This window comes from Paralcaligenes ginsengisoli (assembly GCF_054781135.1).
This window is the reverse complement of record NZ_BAAGUZ010000032.1, coordinates 23,523-41,211: the sequence shown is the minus strand read 5'-3', so window position 1 is coordinate 41,211 and position 17,689 is coordinate 23,523. Positions and strand designations below refer to the sequence as shown.

Here is a 17,689-nt window from a genome sequence, read left to right as displayed (position 1 = left end):
CGATGGTTAAATTATCTGCATCGAAATCGAAAGGGCGCGTAGTCGTTGGCATGTCGGGAGGGGTCGATTCCTCGGTTACGGCGTGGCTGCTGAAACAGCAAGGCTATGAAGTTCTTGGGCTGTTCATGAAAAACTGGGAGGACGACGACGATTCGGAATACTGTTCGACGCGTCAGGACTGGCTGGATGCGGCCAGTGTTGCCGATTTGATCGGCGTCGATATCGAGGCCGTGAATTTTGCCGCTGAATACAAAGATCGCGTCTTCGCCGATTTCTTGCGCGAATATTCGGCGGGCCGCACGCCCAATCCCGATGTACTCTGCAATGCGGAAATCAAGTTCAAGGCCTTTCTGGACCACGCCATGTCTTTGGGGGCGGACCTGATCGCGACCGGACACTATGCGCGAGTGCGGGGTGTGGAAACGGGCCAGGGCATGCGTTACGAATTGCTCAAGGCCCTGGACTTGACCAAGGATCAAAGCTATTTCCTGCATAGGCTCAATCAGGAGCAATTAGCCCGAACGCTGTTTCCTCTGGGCGAAATGCCCAAAACGGAAGTGCGCAGCGTTGCGCGGTCGCTGCACTTGCCCAATGCCGCAAAAAAGGATTCCACGGGTATCTGCTTCATAGGCGAGCGTCCGTTTCGCGAGTTTCTCAATCGCTACCTACCTACCCAGCCCGGCCCCATCAAGACCGCGGAGGGCGCGACTGTGGGCCAGCATCATGGCCTGTCCTTTTATACCCTTGGCCAGCGCAAAGGCCTGGGCATCGGTGGCGTAAAGGGGCGGCAGCGCGACGACGGAACGGCTGACGCCTGGTATACGGCGCGCAAAGATCTCGAAAACAATACCTTGTATGTTGTGCAGGGGCACGATCACCCCTGGCTGCTGGCGCAGCAGCTTCAAGCGCAGGAAGCGAGCTGGGTGTCGGGGCAGGTTCCCGAACCAGGCGCGTACACGGCCAAGACCCGCTATCGGCAGGCCGATGCGGCCTGTGTGTTGCGGGGGCCTGCCTCGGACAAGTTTGCCTTGAGTTTTAACGACCCGCAGTGGGCCGTGACCCCCGGGCAATCTGCCGTACTATATGCGGGCGATGTGTGTCTGGGCGGCGGTTTTATTGCATCGCCCTAGGCAGGCGCCTGTTTTTCAGGAGCCGCGTCGAATCGCGACTTGAACTGCCGCGCCCCAAACCACGATGTGTTGAATCTTCAGGGTAATTATGGATCTGGTCTTTATTATCAGCTTGCTGTTTCTCGGATGCATTGTCGGTTTTGCGGCAGGGCTGCTGGGAATAGGCGGCGGAATGATGCTGGTGCCTTTTCTGACCATGCTGTTCCCGCTGTTTGGGGTTCCCGATTCGCTGGTCGTGCATGCGGCGATTGCCACTTCCATGACCACGATTATTTTTACCTCGATTTCCAGCGTGCGGGCCCATCACGCCAAGGGGGCAATTCGCTGGGACATCGTGGGGGTCATGGCTCCGGGCATGATCGTGGGCGGCCTGATTTCCGGCGGAGCGGTTTTTTCCTATCTCAGCGGTGCATGGCTGTCCTTGTTTTTTGGCCTGTTTGTGGGCTATTCGGGGCTGCGCATGCTGGTGGCCAAGCCACCCGCCATTCCACGGCAAATGCCTGGCAAGGCGGCGACGGCGGGGGTGGGTGTGGCTATCGGTTTCGCCTCGGGCTTGCTGGGCGCCGGTGGCGGGTTTTTATCGGTACCGTTCATGACCCGCTGCAGTGTGGCGGTGCGTCACGCCGTGGCCACGTCGGCGGCGCTGGGTTTTTTCATTGCAGTGGCCAATAGCCTTGGCTATATTTTTTCCGGTTTCAAGGAAGTGCAGGGCCAGCCTGGCATGCTGGGGTATGTATATTGGCCTGCGCTGCTCGTTTTATCGGCCATGAGCGTGCTGACCGCCCCGTTCGGCGCGCGCTGCGCGCATCGTTGGCCGGTCGCCACCCTGAAACGGGTCTTTGCCTGCCTGTTGTTTTCCCTGGCTGCGTATATGTTGTACGGTGCGTATAGGGCGTTTGAATGATGGCTTTCGGGCTGGAAGGCAGCCCGCACACGCGGGCTATTTTTGAGGCGGTAGCGTACCGGAAAAAGACGGGCGGATTGCCAGTTTTTCTTCCAGGCGGGCCAAGTGTCCGTATTGTTTGCGCCAGTTCAGGTGATCGAAACGCAGGTCCAGGTAACCCAGCGCGCAGCCTACAGAGATATCGGCCAGGCTGAAGTTGACGCCCATGCAGAATGCCTGGGTGTTCAAGCCTTGATCCATGAATTCCAGCGCCGCCGAGATTTTCTTGCTCTGGCGATCGATCCAGTCTTCGCTGCGTAAATTGGCGGCCCGTCGGTTGGTTTCGATATTGATGGCAACCGCCGCGTCGAGCACGCCGTCGGCTATGGCTTCCCAGCACCTGGTAGCGGTGCGGTCGCGGCCGGCCTGGGGAATCAGGCGCCCCACCGGGGAAAGCGTGTCCAGGTATTCGACAATGACGCGGGAGTCAAAAAGGCTGCCGCCGTCGTCCATCAGCAGACAGGGGACTTTGCCCAGTGGGTTGGATTCCTGGATTTTTGTATCTTCCGCCCACACATTTTCCAGCACAAATTCGTAATCGAGCTTTTTTTCGGCCATGACGACGCGCACTTTGCGTACATACGGGCTAGTCAGGGAACCAATCAGTTTCATGGGGACGCGGGGATGGTTATGGGCGAAAAAAGTATAGCAGGATAACGCCGCCAATTTGTGACGGAGCGCGAACTAAGCCGTACGAGGTATGTCAGAAAGTGTCAATGTGTGGTTTATATGCGGTTTGCCGGCAAAGGCTGCGGAAAATCCCATAACTAGGTCGATGTTAAAATTTCCGTTTGATTTTTCCCCTACGCGAGTCCTCGATGCAGATTGCCGAACAACTTAGTCACCTGAACGCCTTGTCCCCCCTGGATGGGCGTTATGCCGCCAAAGGGCAGGCGCTGCGAGGCGTGCTGTCGGAAGCGGCTTTCATGGCTCATCGCGTCGAGGTCGAGGTTGCCTGGCTGATAGGCCTGTCCGACGCCGGTTTGCCCGAGTTGGCGCCATTTTCGGAAGCCGCTCGCGCCGAGCTGCGCGAGCTCGTCGCGAATTTCTCCGAACGCGATGCCGCATTGATCAAAGAGATTGAAAAAACCACCAACCACGACGTCAAGGCGGTCGAGTACTGGCTAAAAGAGCGTGTGGCCGATAACGCCGAACTTGCCGGCGCCAGCGAGTTCATCCACTTCGCCTGCACCTCCGAGGACATCAACAATACCTCGCATGCGCTCATGCTGACGCGGGCCCGCTCCGGCTTTATTGTGCCGCGCCTGAACGACGTGCATGCGCGCCTGAAATCCCTGGCTCGGCAGTTTGCGGATCAACCCATGCTCTCGCGCACGCATGGCCAACCGGCCAGCCCCACCACGCTGGGCAAGGAGTTTGCCAATGTGGCTGCTCGGCTGGAGCGGGCCATTGCCGCTATCCAGGCGGTCGAGCCGCTGGCCAAGCTCAATGGCGCCACGGGCAACTACAACGCTCATTTGTCCGCTTATCCGGAAATCGACTGGCCCGCGTTCAGCGCCAAGACCCTGTCGGGCCTGGGTTTGACGCAAAACGTCTACACCATACAGATTGAACCGCACGACTGGATGGCCGCCCTGTTCGATGCGGTGGCGCGCGCCAATACCATCATGCTCGATCTGGATCGCGATATCTGGGGCTATATTTCGCTGGGCTACTTCAAACAGCGACTGAAAGAAGGCGAGGTGGGTTCGTCCACCATGCCGCACAAAGTCAATCCCATCGATTTCGAGAATTCCGAAGGCAACCTGGGCCTGGCCAATGCTGTCTTGCGCCATCTGTCCGAGAAGCTGCCGGTGTCGCGCTGGCAGCGCGACCTGACCGACTCTACCGTGTTGCGCAATCTGGGTGTGGCGCTCGGCTACTGCGCTGTCGCATGGGATGCATGTATGAAGGGCATGAGCAAGCTCGAGCTGAACGCGGGTGCCATCGATGCCGACATCGATGGCTGCTGGGAGGTTCTGGCAGAGCCTGTGCAAACCGTGATGCGCCGTTACGGGCTGCCTCAGCCTTACGAGCAGCTCAAGGCGCTGACTCGCGGCAAAGGCATCAATGAAGAAGGCTTGCGCGAATTCATCACCGGGCTCGATCTACCGCCCGAGCCCAAGGCGCGCCTGCTGGCCATGACACCGCGTTCTTATGTGGGCCTGGCGGCGGAGCTGGCCAAGCGGGTGTGATCAGACTATGGCACAGGCTTCGTTGAAGGCCAGTCTGGGTAATGGCGGGTGCAGGCGTGCCGGCATGCCGTATCCCAAATTGCATATAAAGTTCACTTCGCAGGGCTTGCCGGGGAAAAATTCCCGTGCTGCCGCCTCTCCATCAAAGCCTCCCATAGGTCCGCAATCCAGGCCCAGGGCCCGGGCGGCCAATATAAGGTAACCGCCTTGCAGGCTGCCGTTGCGCAAGGCTGTTTCGCGCGCCGTAACCGGCGTTGCGCTGAACCACGAGCTGGCTTCCGGCTGATGCGGATATAGTTTGAACAACTGCTCGTAAAACCGCAGGTCATAACCGACAATCGCGGTTACCGGAGCAAGCCTTGTTTGTTCCCGGTTGCCCGCGGCCATTAGCGGCAATAGCCGCTCTTTGGCTTCGGCGCTGCATAGGAAGATGATTCGCGCGGGCAGGCAATTGGCGGAGGTCGGTCCTTGGACCATCAAAGAATACAATTCGTGCAACAGCGGCATGGGTATGCCGCGTTGTTGCCATGCGCGGTGCGTGCGCGCATGGCGGAATAACCGATTCAGGCTTTGATCATCGAGTCGTTCAGAGTTGTGGTCTTGGCTTTCATGCCTGAGGGAATTGGGCGGATTCATGTCAGGCATGCCTCGCCTTTTGGCCTCGAAGCAGGCGGCCCGGCAGCACGCCGGTGGCCTGCCCATTTTCAAATATGGGCTCTCCATTGACGATGGTAGCCACATAGCCATCGGCCCGTTGTACCAGGCGGCGCCCGCCGCCGGGCAGGTCGAAGCGCATTTCGGGGCCATGCAGTTTCAAAGCCCGAGGGTCAATGACGTTGATGTCTGCCTTGTACCCCGGTTGAAGCAAGCCACGGTCGTGCAAGCCATATACGCGCGCCGTGTCGGCGGTTTGGCGCTTGACTACGAACTCAAGCGGCAACTGAGGACCTCGGGTCCGATCCCGGGTCCAGTAGCTGAGCATGAATGTGGGCATGCTGACATCGCAGATATAGCCGCAATGAGCGCCGCCGTCGGATAGGCTATTGACGGTATTGTCATGCTGTAAAAGCTGATGGAGGTGGTCAAGGTGCCCATAGGAATAATTGAATGACGGGTAGTACAGAATCGCTTCGCCGTTATTGTTCAACATCAGATCGTAGATGATCTCGAGTGGAGGGCGTCCGCTACGCTCGGCCATGGCCGCGACACTGTTTTCCGCCAAAGGCTCGTAATCGGGTTCTGTACCGAGAGGGTATATTTTGTGAAAGCTGCTGAATAGCGTTTCGGCTCGGCGATCCCGCAGGCCCGCCTGCTCGTTCATGATTCTCTGACGAACCTCAGGGGTGCGCAGACGAGTCAGAATCTGATCGAACGGCAGGTGCTGCATAGCTTGGTATGTGGGGTGCGACATAAAGGGATGCAGGGTGCTTTGCCAGGAAAACAGAATTCCCAAGGGGCGCCCGCTGATTCCTCCCATTAGCTGGACGCCCTGATCGCGAGCACGGTCCAGCGTATGAAGCAATTGTTTCCAGACATCGGGGGCGGGGTCTGTTTGTTGCAAATTGAACAGGACGGGCAAGCGATTGTGCCGCGCCAGTTGTTCCAGCCAGGGGATTTCCTGCTCCATGGCGGGATGATTGGCCGTCATCTGAAAGACCCCATGGCCAACTTCCCCTAGTACGCTGCCCAGAGCCATGAGCTCTTCTTCCGTCGCAAAAGTACCCGGTGGATATTTACGCTCGTCGTATTTGTGCAAAAAAGTGCGTGCGGTCGAGAACCCCACCGCGCCAGCCTCAAGCCCCTCGCGCACGACTTGTCGCATAGCGACGAGATCGGCCGGCGAAGCTTCGTCGTGATGAATCGCGCGATCCCCCATCACATAGGCTCGTACGGCCGAGTGTGGGATTTGCGCCCCGATATCCAGTGCCTTGGGACGCCGTTCCAGCGCATCAAGGTATTCGGGAAAGGTTTCCCAGTCCCATTGAATGCCTTCCGACAGCACGCTTCCAGGAATATCTTCCACGCCTTCCATGACTTTGATTAGCCATTCGCGCCGTTCCTGCTTGACCGGGGCGAACCCGACACCGCAATTGCCCATGATGGCTGTGGTCACCCCGTGCCAGGTGGAAGGGCTGAGATACGGATCCCAGGTAGCCTGCCCGTCGTAATGGGTATGGATATCGACCCAGCCCGGGGTAACCAGGCAGCCGGTGGCGTCGATTTCCCGTTTGGCTTGCCCGATTTTAGAGCCCGCCTGGACGATGAGTCCGTCATTGACGGCCAGATCGCCGGTGTACGAGGCATTGCCGCTGCCGTCGACCAGGGTGCCTCCGCGAATGGCAAGGTCATGCATGCTAATTTCTCCAGGATGTTCAGTCGAGTGTGATGTTGGCGTGCTTGATGACTTCGCCCCAGCGTTTGTAGTCGTCGTGCACAATTTTGTTGAATTCTTTTGGACCCGCGCCACTGATGTCATTGCCTTGAGATTCGACCATTTTGACGATGGAGGGCGATTTCAAGGCGGTGCGAAACACCGCGGCGATTTTCTCGGCCAATTCAGGAGGCATATTGCCGGGGCCGAACAGGCCCTGCCATCCCACGACATCCAGACCGGGAATGCCTTGCTCGTCAAAGGTAGGTAGATCGGGAAGGACTTTAAGACGGCGAGGGGTTGCCGTCCCCAACAGCTTGACTTTGTGGGCGCGAAAGTTTTCGACGGCGGTGGCGGTGCCGTCGAAATAGACTTGAACTTCGCCGGCAAGAAGGGCGCGGCCGGCATCGGCAGTGCCTTTGTAGGGCACATGAACAATATCGATACCAGCCTGCGTTTTCAGTATCTCACCGTTCAAATGCGAGGTTGAGCCAATACTGTAGGAGCCGAAGTTCAATTTCCCCGGATGTGCCTTGGCGTAGGCGATCATCTCTTTGGTCGTGTTGAAGGGCGCATTCTTGTTCGCTTCCAGAATGGTGGCGGATCGCACGAACTGCTCGATGGGGGTGAAGTCCTTGAAGGGGGAGTACGGCAGTTTTTTGTACAGATGAGGATTTTGCGTATGGGTAACGACGATGGTGTACAGCAGCGTGTAGCCGTCTGGAGCGGCGCGAGCCACATCGGTGGCACCGATGATCGTGCTTGCCCCGGGCTTGTTTTCAACGATAACGGACGATCCCGTCTGTTCCGACACCTTTTGGGCCAGCATGCGCGCCAGTGTGTCTGAACCCGAACCTGCCGGGAACGGCACGATGACTTTGATGGGCCTGCCTGCGGCGGGCCACGATGTTTCTGCTGTTGCCGTTTGCAGGGTCAGGAGGCCCAGGGCGGCCAGGGCACAGCTGATGAAAGTATGTTTTGTCGTATTAAGGAATTTACTATTCATGTCTCCTCCTTGAAGGTAGTAGTGATGCCTGCCGACAGGTCGTGTCATTTTGCATTGTGTCGAGCTGGACAGGTCAGTATCCAACTGATCGGCGAAACAACTTTATTCTTGCGTAAATCTCAAATCAAATGCATATTTATCCTATATTTCATGAGAAAAATACATAATGCTCAGTTTGCGGGCCTTGACACACTTTTCAGCGCTGGTCGAAGAGCGAAATTATTCGCGGGCGGCTTTGCGCCTGCATCTGACGCAATCTGCGCTGAGTCGTAGTATCCAGTCCCTGGAAGATGCACTGGGGCTTAAGCTGGTGGATCGCACATCCAGCGGCATGGCCTTGACCCAAACGGGCCAGATGGTGATGGAATATGCGCGTCGCATTTTGGGAGAGGCCGCCGCGTTGCGACGCGAGGCTGAATTGATCCGCGGCTTTGACACAGGACGTGTGGTGTTTGGAGTCGGCGTTTTTCCTGCGGACGGCTTTCTGTCGCCGCTGCTCATGCAGTTGGCACGCGAGCATCCCGGCCTGAGCGTGCATGTCGAAATCGAAAGCTGGCAGCGATTGCTCGATAAACTGCGGCAAGACAAGCTGGATTTTGTCGTGGCCGTGACGCATAGCCTGCCTCCATCATCCGAGTTCACTGCCAGGCCCCTGCCTCCTCAGCACGGGGGTTTGTTTGTGCGCCGAGGCCATCCGCTGCTCAAGGTGCGCCGAGCTGATTTGCGCGGCATGCTGAACCAGTATCGTCTTGCTGCAACAGATCTGCCGCTGCGCGCGCGCGAGCACCTGGCTCGCTTGTATCGGGTGACAAGCCCTGATCTTTTACCTATAGGTCTGGAGTGCGACAGCGTGGCGACTCTGCGGGATGTGGCGCTGAATAGTGATATGGTGTTATTTTCCACCCACGAAGCCATTCAACACCAGATCGATGCAGGACTGTTGCAGCCATTGCCATTGGCCTATTCCGCGTCCGGCACCTTGACATACAGTATTATTCATCGCGAACGCCGCACCTTGTCTCCGGCCGCGGAAAGAGTCATTGCCTTGATTTATGCTTTGCTGCCGACAGCAGCCGGGCAAAAGGGCGGCGATGCTTCGTCCGAGGAGCTTAGGCAAGCCGTCAAGCATCGGCCCCGCAAGATTATGCAATGATCCATTTTTCCTTTCACTTGTTTGGTATAGGAGATTTCGTATGACACAGAAGCTTGGTTTAATTGCCGTTGCAGCGTTGGTTACAGCCCTATCCACACCTGCCGTGGCGCAATTTTCCAAGAGCAAGGATGCCAGGGAGTATCGCGAATCGGCCATGACATTAATGGGTTCGCATTTCGGGCGCATGGTTCCGGTGGTCAAAGGCCAAATTCCTTACGATAAGCAAAAGATCAAAGAAAATGTGGCCTTGCTGAATATTCTGGTCACTTTGCCCTGGGCGGGGTTTGGTCCCGGCACTGAGGGCGGCGATGCAAAGGACGATATCTGGCTGGATCCCGAAGGTTTCAAGCAGGCGGAAGATAAGCTGCATACCAGTATGAAAAAGCTGACAGCCGCGGCCGATGCGGGAGACTTCGACGCGTTCAGGGTCGCTTTCGGCGATGTGGGTAAAAGCTGCAAGTCCTGCCACGACTCGTATCGCAAGAAAAAATAGCCTGATTTAAAACGATTGCCAGATTTGTAATATAATCTCGGCCTTGACCGGTTTTTATGGTTCTGTAAAGACAGGCATCCGGTCAAATCGGGTTGTTAGCTCAGTTGGTAGAGCAGCGGACTCTTAATCCGTAGGTCGAGCGTTCGAGCCGCTCACAGCCCACCAAGTATCCATGCGGGTTGCGTAGTTTTTACGCAGCCCGCTTTTTCGTCTGTGTGTGACGCGATATGAGATGTTGCCGCATGTCCGGCATTCATCAAGCGCCGATTTTCAGGCGCATGTTGAATAGCCGTCCGGCTATTTGGCCAGTCGCATTGGTAACCACGCCCCGTCAAAACAACACAGCCAGCCCCTCCCGTGAAAAGGCTGGTGGTACTTTTTGCGTTTATGGCTTCTGTCACTGATCGGCGATAACCGCAGTGATATCGACTTCCATTAGCATGCCCGGCCAGGCGAGGCCGTTTACGGCCAATAGTGTATGAGCTGGAATAGTCGGTGAATTCTGAAATGCTTCGCTGCGCGCTCGGTGGTAGTTTGGAAATTCTCGGGTATCCAGCAAATACGCTGTGATCTTGACGACATCCGCCAGTGTTGCTCCATGCTTGGCGAGGACGTGGCTCGCTTTCTCGAAGGCTATCCGCGTCTGACTATACACATCGCCCAGATGCATGATTGTGCCAGCCTTTCCATTACTATCTTCCCCACCAATGCCAGAAAGAAACAATAACTTGCCGGGCCCTTTCACCGTCACGATTTCCGAGAATAGTCCTCGCGACCACTCGGCATAGCTGTAATGTTGCTTTTCAAAGGTTTCGAGCATACTCAGCTCCTTTAATGAAGGTGCAGTTCATCGTCTGTGGCACATGTTGACCCTTCTCAGGGCCACTCATTAGAAACACTGCTGGTGAAAGCCGATCAGGCATTGTATAGAGCCAAAGCGAGTGGGCGTAATTGCGTTGGGTTGGCATAATTGAGGAATCAGTCCCCCATAAATAAACAGATCCCAGGCTTCGAATCGTCTCGTTACCTTTTGCAAGGCATCCGAACGTGTCATTTCGGTAAACTGAAAACAGATAACAACACACAAAGAGGATGTGATGAAACTTTTGCTAATCGCTGTCATGCTGTCGACCTTGTCGGGCTGCGTGGCCTATGAGCGCGGCCATTACCGCGATCATGATGGGTACTATGATCGAAACCCGCACGACAATCGTAATGGCGGTTTCTGTCCCCCGGGGCAGGCCAAAAAAGGGAATTGCTGAGGGTAGCCATTGTTTGGTTTGGACTCTCATCCGAATGCCGCCCGCGAGGCGGCTTTTTTTTTACGTCTAAGGAAATACACGTCGGATGATGAACTTGCTGCTCAGGGCCGGTGCTTTTTGTCCTGGTGTGGCGTTTCGGCGCGTATCGTGACAAATAAACCAATCATGATCAATATCGCGCTGACAATCAATGCGCGGGACATGGTTTCGTTGAGAAAGACTATGCTTAACCAGAACCCGACAAGCGGAGTCAATAACAAGAATTGCCCGGCCGTAGATACCGCCATGACAGATAGAACTCGGTTCCAGCACCACATTGCGAGCGCGGTGGGCACCACCCAGTTATAGGCGACGATAAGCGATAGCCGGGCAGTGATGTTCATTGCCTCGGTGCGCTCCAGAACGAGGCTCAGCACGGCAATAGGTACGGACGCGACAAGAAGCTGCCATAAGGTCTGCGATACGAAACCCGATGACCAGCGCTTGCGGCGATACAGGCACGAGCCGAACGCCCATGACATCGACCCTGCCAGTATCAAACCACTGCCCAGCACGGCGCCACCTCGATGCCAATCGATAACCAAGGGGTTGAAAAAAACCAGCAGACCCATCAAGCCAATTAGTACTCCCAAGAGCCGCAGGAAATTGATTTTCTCGCCGAGCAAGGCTCGTCCGATGGGGACAGCCCAAAGCGACATGGTGTAAACCAGCAATACAGTTCGTCCGGCTGGCACGCTGCCCATTCCCACTATGGTCAAGCCAAGCATGGCCCCAACTTGGAAGAGGCCGACAATGGCAAGCGGCAGACGCTCTCCGCGAATGGGCAGCAATGGCCCCGTCCGTGATACCAGCAACACCGCGGCCAGCACGGCGGAGGCTCCCCATAGTCGTAGTGCGGTGAAGGCCAATGGTGGCATATCGGACAGTGCCAGCTTCATCAAGGGATAATTTGCCCCCCATGCGAAAACCGTTATGGCCAGCAACAGATACGTGGTCCAGGAAGGGATATCGTCAGTCGATTTCACAAAATCGCCGTATCGATAGTGAGCCGGGCAACCGCCATCAGACGGGCTTGTTGCGTTTGGACCTGGGTGGGTCGGATATTCCGTAGCCGCGATGGAATGGCGCCAATGCGCTGCGGGTAGGCGGCGACGTGGAAATCTTTCGTGCGGCTTCGATAAGCATGGGCGCGCCTTTTTCGCGTAAGGTTTCGAGAGTCCAGCGGCTTGAGGCGACCGAGACATTGATCGCCGCGACAGGGCGCCCGGAAGCATCGAGCAATGGCACGGCGATATTCAGGTCGCCGCGATAGTATTCCTGGTTCGCCCACGCATACCCGTTTTCTCGGGCTTCCAGCACCAAAGCCATCAGCTTCTCGACATCGGTCTTGGTCGTGGGCGTGTATTTGATCCGGTCCGAAGCGTCCAGCATGGCTCGTGCCTCGGCGTCGGGAAGGGCCGACATATATGCGCGGCCCGAAGCGGTGCAAAACATGGGCAGCCTTCTGCCCACAGGCATATGGACGATACTGTGCGTGGGGCTGGGGAATCTGGCGGCGAACACCATTTCCAACCCTTCCGGTTCGGACAGATTTACGGTTTCGCGAATTTTCTGATTCAGCTCGAGCAGGTAGGGATTCGCCCGTTCAACCAGGGGGCTTGCCAATAGGTAGCGGTAGGCGAATCCGAGGGATTTGGGCGCGAGCGAGAATCGCTTGGTCTGCGGATCCTTGCGTAAGTATCCCAAGGCCTCGAGCGTGAATGCCAGCCGCTGCGCAGTGCTTTTTGTAATGCCCACGGCACTGGCGATTTCGGGCAAGTTCATAGAGGGATGCTCGGCGCCGAACGCCTGGAGCACGGCGAACCCTTTTTCCAATGATTGATTGAATAGTGCCGATTCTTTCATATCCAAAGCAGTATCCTCTTTTTGATCGCGGCCTTCTTCGGGCGGGATGATTTCAAATGCATTCATAGCTACTGCTCCAGTTTATCCAGCAGCCAATAATATCCGGCTACCGCCTGCATCCCTGGAATGCGCCAACGATGAAATGGGATAGGTTCGAAACGTGCCGAATTCAAGGGGCCGGCAGCTATGGCTTCACCTTGTACCATGCGTGCGAGCAGCTTGCCGAACAGATTCGTAAGCGCCACTCCGCGGCCGCCATACCCGATCGCGTAAAAAATCCGCTCTTCAAGACTGCCGAAATGAGGGAAATCATCTAATGTCACCGCTACCTTTCCCGACCATCGAAACTCGATGTCCGTCTCGGATAAGGACGGGAAAGTCCTGATGAGCGCTTTATGCAGCCCGCGATAGATATCCGGCGATTCCTTGCCGGTGATATCCCCCCGTCCGCCATAGAGCAGGCGGTTGCCGGGAAGCATGCGGAAATAGTTCACCAGATGACGGGTATCGGTTACCAGGCGGCCTCCGGCCAGAATGCGGCTCGCAAGCTCCGGAGCGAGCGGGGCGGTCGCCAGCACCGATGTGGATACAGGAACGATGCGACGGCTGAGATTGACCCCCAATTGCATCAGGTCGGTATACGCATTGGTCGCAATGACAAGTTTCTTGGCGTGAACACGTCCGGCGGGTGTTGTAAGGATTATGCCCGTGGGCTCGCGCCTGATCGAGTCGACCGGGTTTCCCACATAAATCGGAATTCCTTTTTGGCTCAAGCCCGCGGCCAGCCCGCGGGCATAATTAAGCGGATGAATACCCGCAGATCGGGGATCCAGGTACCCTCCCGGATAAACGGAAGTGCCGACCTGTTCGCGCATTTGCTCACGATCGAGCATCGATGCGGCGTTGTCTTTTCTATTCCGACTCAGCCAATCGACATCGGCTTGAAGCATCGCCAGATTCTTGCGTCCGTTGGCTGCCGTGATGTGGCCGTAGCGGGCAAAGTCGCAGTCTATGCCGTATTCGCGAACGATGGATTCAAGAGTGTCGACGGCTTCGAGCACAAGCTGATACAGCCGCATCGCGACCTCGTCGCCGAATTGCGCAACCAGCGTGGAATAGCCATTTTTATAGCGCAGCACCGCCATTCCGCCGTTTCGGCCGCTGGCGCCCCAGCCGACATCGTTGGCCTCGATGACCACGCAATCGACACCGGATTTGGAAAGGTGATGAGCCGTCGAAAGTCCACTGTATCCACCCCCGATAATGGCGACTTCGGTTTCGACATCTCCCTTTAGCAAGGGGAGTTCCGGGCGCCGATTGGCTGTGGCGGCCCAAACCGAGTCGGGGTGGTTGATGAGTTTCGCGGCGTCCAATTATGCTCTCCAGTTTCGGTTGAGACGGTGTCTTTGGGCCTAAGACTGTGTGGCCCGATAGATCTCATCGGCCATGTCCTGGCTGATTTTTCCATCGTTTATATCGGCCTGGACTTTTTGCCGGTCACGGGCCATGGCATCGCCGTATCCACCTCCGCCCGCCGTTTCTATGATCAGCCGGTCGCCTTTGCACAACAGGGTAACCACCTTCGATGGAATGACTTCCTGGCTGCCGTCGGCGCGATGGATTACCGAACGCGCCATTGCGCCATTGCCGCCTCCGTCGATCCCCAAGGGGGCGCTGAAATGTCGTTCGCCGCGGTGCGACAAGGAAATTTCGCCGTCAAGTACTTCATATTCGCGCACGACACCCAATCCTCCGCGGAAAAGCCCGGGTCCGCCGGATCCACTGCGCAGCGCAACCCGATGCACTCGCATTGGAGCTTCCATTTCAATGGCTTCAGCCGGTATGTTCATGCAGTTGGTTGCATCGGTCTCGATTACATCGACTCCGTCGCGATCCATGCAGGCGCCGCTACCTCCCGCTATCGTTTCACCAATGATGAATTTCTCGCCGCTCGGTTTGCGGCCACCGAAGGCCATGACCAGCAGCTCGCCGGCCGAAGCCGCCGGCACCGTCCCGGGCATGACGGGAGCGAGCGCGCCCAGCATGCAGCCGGCAATGCGCTTAATGGTCGCGGTACGTGCATTCACCGGAGCGGGCTCCACCGGGTTGACCAGGCTACCGGGTGGCAGATGCAACGATATTGGCCGAAAACAACCTCCATTGTTCGGTATGGTCGAGTCTGTGAGGGCCCGCACTGCATAGCATGCCGCGGCAAGCGTGCCGGACCGCACGCAGTTCATCGGCCCTTTTACTTGCGGGCTGGTCCCTTCGAAGTCGAATCCGATATTGCCGTCCTTGACGGTAACGGTCACTTCGATGCGAATCTGCTTGTCCAGTTCGATACCGTCGTTGTCGAGGTAGTCGACATAATGGTATGAGCCCGCAGGTATAGCCAGCAAGGCTTTGCGGGTCATGATTTCCGAGCGCGTCAACAAATCGTGGAAAATGCGCTCGAGATGGCCCGCGCCGTAGACGTCGGCGAGCTCGGCGACACGCCGGGCACCCACGTTGCAGGCGGCGATTTCGGCGTTCAGGTCGCCCATGAAGGCATCTGGCGTGCGTACGTTTTGTCGCAGCATTTTCACCAGTGTGTCGTTATAAGCGCCCGCCACGCGCAATTTCAGAGGCGGGATGCGGATTCCTTCCTGATAAATTTCAGTGGCATTGGTCGGAACCGAGCCGGCCGTCATGCCGCCCACATCGCCGTGATGCGTCATGGCGCCGCTCAACGCAATGACGCGGCCGCGATGGAAGACCGGCGCCACAACAGCGATGTCAGGGAGATGGGTTCCGCCACAATAAGGATCGTTGATGATATAACTGTCGTTTTCCTGCATGGTTGCCACCGGATAAGCCTCGATAATGGCGGCGACGGCTGGAATAAGCGTGGCCAGATGAATTGGAATCGCACAGGCCTGGGCGAGCGTCGTGCCGTCCGGAGTGAACAGGCTGGCCGAGGCATCCAGCCCTTCTTTGACAATGGGTGAAAACGAACTCTTCAGTAGCGTCATCTCCATTTCATTGGCAATACCTTCCAGCTTGTTGCGCACGACTTCAACTGTAATGGGGTCCAGGTCCGCGGGACCGGCCGCAGGTATTTCCCGGTGCTTGGCGTTCATATCCATGTCACGCTCCTTGAAAATCAAACTGTAGTGATTAAAAGATTGCCGCCCTCGACCACCCGCGCCTGCCAGCCAGGTTCCACGACGATGGTCGTGTCGGTTTGCTCGATGATGGCGGGACCCTGGATCAGGGCGCCAGGTGCCAGCGCTTCGCGCTCGAATACCTGCGCATCGACATAGCCATCGGTACTCACCATGATTTTGCGGTTGTTCTTGCGGGCTTGCATGCTGTTATGCCGATACGCCGGAGATGGGCTTTCGGCATGGGCAAAAGCCTGATGTATCGTGCGCAGATTGACGATCTGGGCGGGGAAATCGGTGCTGTGACCATAAACCCGGTTGTGTGCCGCGAGAAAGTCTGTACGCAAGCGGCCGATGGGATCCGCGTCATCCGTATCGATTGGTATCTCAAGATAATAAGATTGGCCCACATAGCACACATCGGCAAAATGGAAAATCTTCACCTTGCTGCGCTCTATGCCTTCGGCGGCCATCAGGCCAAGGCATTCCTCATCCAGATTGCGACATGCCGCTTTCATTGGCTCAAGAGCCCGCGCTTCGAGCGGATACGGAAACGAAATGGCCATTTCGTGTTCGACCGGAGCATCGAGCAGCCCTGCCGCCGATAGCACGCCTGGATGCAGCGGCACGATGATGCGGCGCATGCCAAGTTCACGTGCGAGTGCATTGGCGTGTATGGGACCTCCTCCGCCCAGGGGCAGCAGCGCGAACTGGCGCGGGTCGACTCCTCGTCCTACAGATACCAGCCGGATTCCTTCGGCCATATTGGAGTTGACAACGCGGTGGATGCCGAAGGCGGCCTGCTCGACCGACATTCCCAAAGGTTTTGCGATGGATTGTTCGATAACCCGCCAGGCCAGTTCAGGTTCGAGCTTGAGCATGCCTCCTGCGAAATAATCGGGATTCACGTAGCCGAGCACCACCGAGGCGTCCGTCACTGTTGGCTTGTCGCCTCCGCGTCCGTAACAGGCCGGCCCCGGTTCGGATCCCGCCGAGAGGGGGCCGACCTTGAGGCCGCCGGCCCCATCGATCCAGGCTATGCTTCCGCCGCCGGCACCAATCGCATTGACGTCGACCATCGGCACTCGGACTGCGTAAGTATCGATCATGCCCTCGGCGGCGATCATGGGCTTGCCCTGGCTGATCAGCGCGATGTCGGAGCTGGTCCCGCCGATATCGACTGTAATGACATCGTCGATGTGAGCCTCTTGCCCGACCATGCGCCCGCCGATCACGCCTGCGGCCGGCCCGGATAGAAACAAGCGCACCGGACGCCGCCTGGCAACGTGGGATGAGGCTATTCCACCGCGCGATTGCATCAATTGCAGAGGAGCGTTGACTCCGATCTTTATCAGATCGCGTTCCATCTCGGCGAGATAGCGGTCCACTCCCGGCTTGATGTAGGCATCGAATGCCGTGATGCATGTGCGTTCATATTCGCGAAATGCCGGATCCACCTCGCTGGAAATAGAGACCATGATGTCTGGCGCAATTTCATGGATGATTTCGCGGGTGCGCAACTCATGGGCCGGATTCAGGAAGGAAAACAAATAAGAGACGGCAATCGCTTGAACCCCCGCATGCAATAGTTCTTGCACCGCCAGTCGGACCGATTCCTCATCGAGTGCGGTCAATATGTCACCGCTTGCGGTGATTCGTTCACGCACTTCTTTGCGCAATGCTCCCGGAACCAGGAATACTGGCGTTTGCGGCACGAGTGCCAGGTCGTACATGGCGTGCCGGTTCTGCCGGCCAATTTCGATCACGTCCTTGAATCCCTGTGTGGCCAGCAGGCCGAGTTTTGCCCCTTTGCGTTCCAGTACGGCATTGGTCGCGGCGGTCGTACCGTGCACAAAGCGGGCGATTTGCCCGGGCTGCACATCCCATTCCCGAATCATGTATTCGACGGCGTGGCGCACCCCGGCGCTGGGGTTGGCGCGGGTGGTCGGGATCTTGACCAAACGCACTTCCGCATTGGCGCCGCGGCACACCACATCGGTAAATGTGCCTCCGATATCCACTCCGATTTCATAGAAGGCACTGTTCTGTTGTCTGGTGTCGGTCATGATGTACTGTCTCTCTCGTGTT

Annotated in this window: 17 protein-coding genes and 1 tRNA gene; 8 read left to right on the top strand and 10 right to left on the bottom strand. The window is 57.2% G+C overall.

The annotated features are described in order from the left end of the window. Positions 1–2: 2 nt before the first annotated feature. Positions 3–1,130, top strand: a complete 1,128-nt coding sequence (gene mnmA / locus ACYVIS_RS16100; RefSeq protein WP_460874421.1) for a tRNA 2-thiouridine(34) synthase MnmA — start codon at positions 3–5, stop codon at positions 1,128–1,130. 88 nt (positions 1,131–1,218) lie between these two features. Further along, positions 1,219–2,034, top strand: a complete 816-nt coding sequence (locus ACYVIS_RS16095) for a sulfite exporter TauE/SafE family protein (protein ID WP_460874420.1) — start codon at positions 1,219–1,221, stop codon at positions 2,032–2,034. Positions 2,035–2,070: 36 nt separating this feature from the next. Here ACYVIS_RS16095 and ACYVIS_RS16090 read toward each other — a convergent pair whose 3' ends face one another. Further along, positions 2,071–2,685 (bottom strand): glutathione S-transferase N-terminal domain-containing protein, encoded by a 615-nt coding sequence (locus tag ACYVIS_RS16090; protein WP_232742735.1) that lies wholly within the window; start codon positions 2,683–2,685, stop codon positions 2,071–2,073. A 206-nt stretch (positions 2,686–2,891) separates the two neighbouring features. Here ACYVIS_RS16090 and purB point away from each other — a divergent pair, with 206 nt between their 5' ends. Next, a complete protein-coding gene (purB, locus tag ACYVIS_RS16085; protein WP_460874429.1) occupies positions 2,892–4,268 on the top strand; it encodes an adenylosuccinate lyase in 1,377 nt (458 codons plus the stop codon). On the opposite strand, the gene ACYVIS_RS16080 is transcribed toward purB, so the two are convergent. Genes ACYVIS_RS16080 through ACYVIS_RS16070 form a run of 3 tightly spaced genes read right to left on the bottom strand, consistent with a single transcriptional unit; the run spans position 4,269 to position 7,645 of the window. After that, on the bottom strand, positions 4,269–4,904 hold the full coding sequence (locus ACYVIS_RS16080) for a malonic semialdehyde reductase (protein WP_232742736.1): 636 nt from the start codon (positions 4,902–4,904) through the stop codon (positions 4,269–4,271). 1 nt (position 4,905) lies between these two features. After that, positions 4,906–6,621, bottom strand: a complete 1,716-nt coding sequence (locus ACYVIS_RS16075) for an N-acyl-D-amino-acid deacylase family protein (protein WP_232742737.1) — start codon at positions 6,619–6,621, stop codon at positions 4,906–4,908. A 19-nt stretch (positions 6,622–6,640) separates the two neighbouring features. Further along, the gene (locus ACYVIS_RS16070; protein WP_232742738.1) at positions 6,641–7,645 is read right to left on the bottom strand and encodes a Bug family tripartite tricarboxylate transporter substrate binding protein; all 1,005 of its coding nucleotides are present in this window, start codon (positions 7,643–7,645) and stop codon (positions 6,641–6,643) included. Positions 7,646–7,811: 166 nt separating this feature from the next. On the opposite strand from ACYVIS_RS16070, the gene ACYVIS_RS16065 reads away from it, so the two are divergent. The 3 genes from ACYVIS_RS16065 (at position 7,812) to ACYVIS_RS16055 (ending at position 9,456) form a co-directional block, all read left to right on the top strand. Continuing rightward, positions 7,812–8,798, top strand: coding sequence for a LysR family transcriptional regulator (locus ACYVIS_RS16065; RefSeq protein ID WP_232742739.1), 987 nt, complete (start codon positions 7,812–7,814; stop codon positions 8,796–8,798). A gap of 40 nt (positions 8,799–8,838) precedes the next feature. After that, positions 8,839–9,291, top strand: a complete 453-nt coding sequence (locus ACYVIS_RS16060) for a c-type cytochrome (RefSeq protein ID WP_232742740.1) — start codon at positions 8,839–8,841, stop codon at positions 9,289–9,291. 89 nt (positions 9,292–9,380) lie between these two features. Beyond that, a tRNA-Lys gene (locus tag ACYVIS_RS16055) sits at positions 9,381–9,456 on the top strand. Positions 9,457–9,688: 232 nt separating this feature from the next. Here the strand turns inward: ACYVIS_RS16055 and ACYVIS_RS16050 are convergent. Further along, the gene (locus ACYVIS_RS16050) at positions 9,689–10,111 is read right to left on the bottom strand and encodes a RidA family protein (protein ID WP_232742741.1); all 423 of its coding nucleotides are present in this window, start codon (positions 10,109–10,111) and stop codon (positions 9,689–9,691) included. 36 nt (positions 10,112–10,147) lie between these two features. On the opposite strand from ACYVIS_RS16050, the gene ACYVIS_RS16045 reads away from it, so the two are divergent. Further along, entirely contained in the window at positions 10,148–10,261 is a 114-nt protein-coding gene (locus ACYVIS_RS16045) for a diguanylate cyclase domain-containing protein (protein WP_370635923.1), read from the top strand. Between the two features lie 127 nt (positions 10,262–10,388). Continuing rightward, a complete protein-coding gene (locus ACYVIS_RS16040; RefSeq protein ID WP_232742742.1) occupies positions 10,389–10,553 on the top strand; it encodes a hypothetical protein in 165 nt (54 codons plus the stop codon). A 101-nt stretch (positions 10,554–10,654) separates the two neighbouring features. On the opposite strand, the gene ACYVIS_RS16035 is transcribed toward ACYVIS_RS16040, so the two are convergent. From ACYVIS_RS16035 to ACYVIS_RS16015, 5 genes are read right to left on the bottom strand one after another with little or no spacing between them, the layout of a single operon-like run. Continuing rightward, a complete protein-coding gene (locus ACYVIS_RS16035) occupies positions 10,655–11,578 on the bottom strand; it encodes a DMT family transporter (RefSeq protein ID WP_232742743.1) in 924 nt (307 codons plus the stop codon). 37 nt (positions 11,579–11,615) lie between these two features. After that, a complete protein-coding gene (locus tag ACYVIS_RS16030; RefSeq protein WP_232742744.1) occupies positions 11,616–12,524 on the bottom strand; it encodes an IclR family transcriptional regulator in 909 nt (302 codons plus the stop codon). 2 nt (positions 12,525–12,526) lie between these two features. Further along, the gene (locus ACYVIS_RS16025; protein WP_232742745.1) at positions 12,527–13,831 is read right to left on the bottom strand and encodes an NAD(P)/FAD-dependent oxidoreductase; all 1,305 of its coding nucleotides are present in this window, start codon (positions 13,829–13,831) and stop codon (positions 12,527–12,529) included. A gap of 39 nt (positions 13,832–13,870) precedes the next feature. After that, positions 13,871–15,583 (bottom strand): hydantoinase B/oxoprolinase family protein, encoded by a 1,713-nt coding sequence (locus ACYVIS_RS16020; RefSeq protein ID WP_232742746.1) that lies wholly within the window; start codon positions 15,581–15,583, stop codon positions 13,871–13,873. Positions 15,584–15,600: 17 nt separating this feature from the next. Beyond that, positions 15,601–17,667, bottom strand: coding sequence for a hydantoinase/oxoprolinase family protein (locus ACYVIS_RS16015; protein ID WP_460874419.1), 2,067 nt, complete (start codon positions 17,665–17,667; stop codon positions 15,601–15,603). Positions 17,668–17,689: the final 22 nt, after the last annotated feature.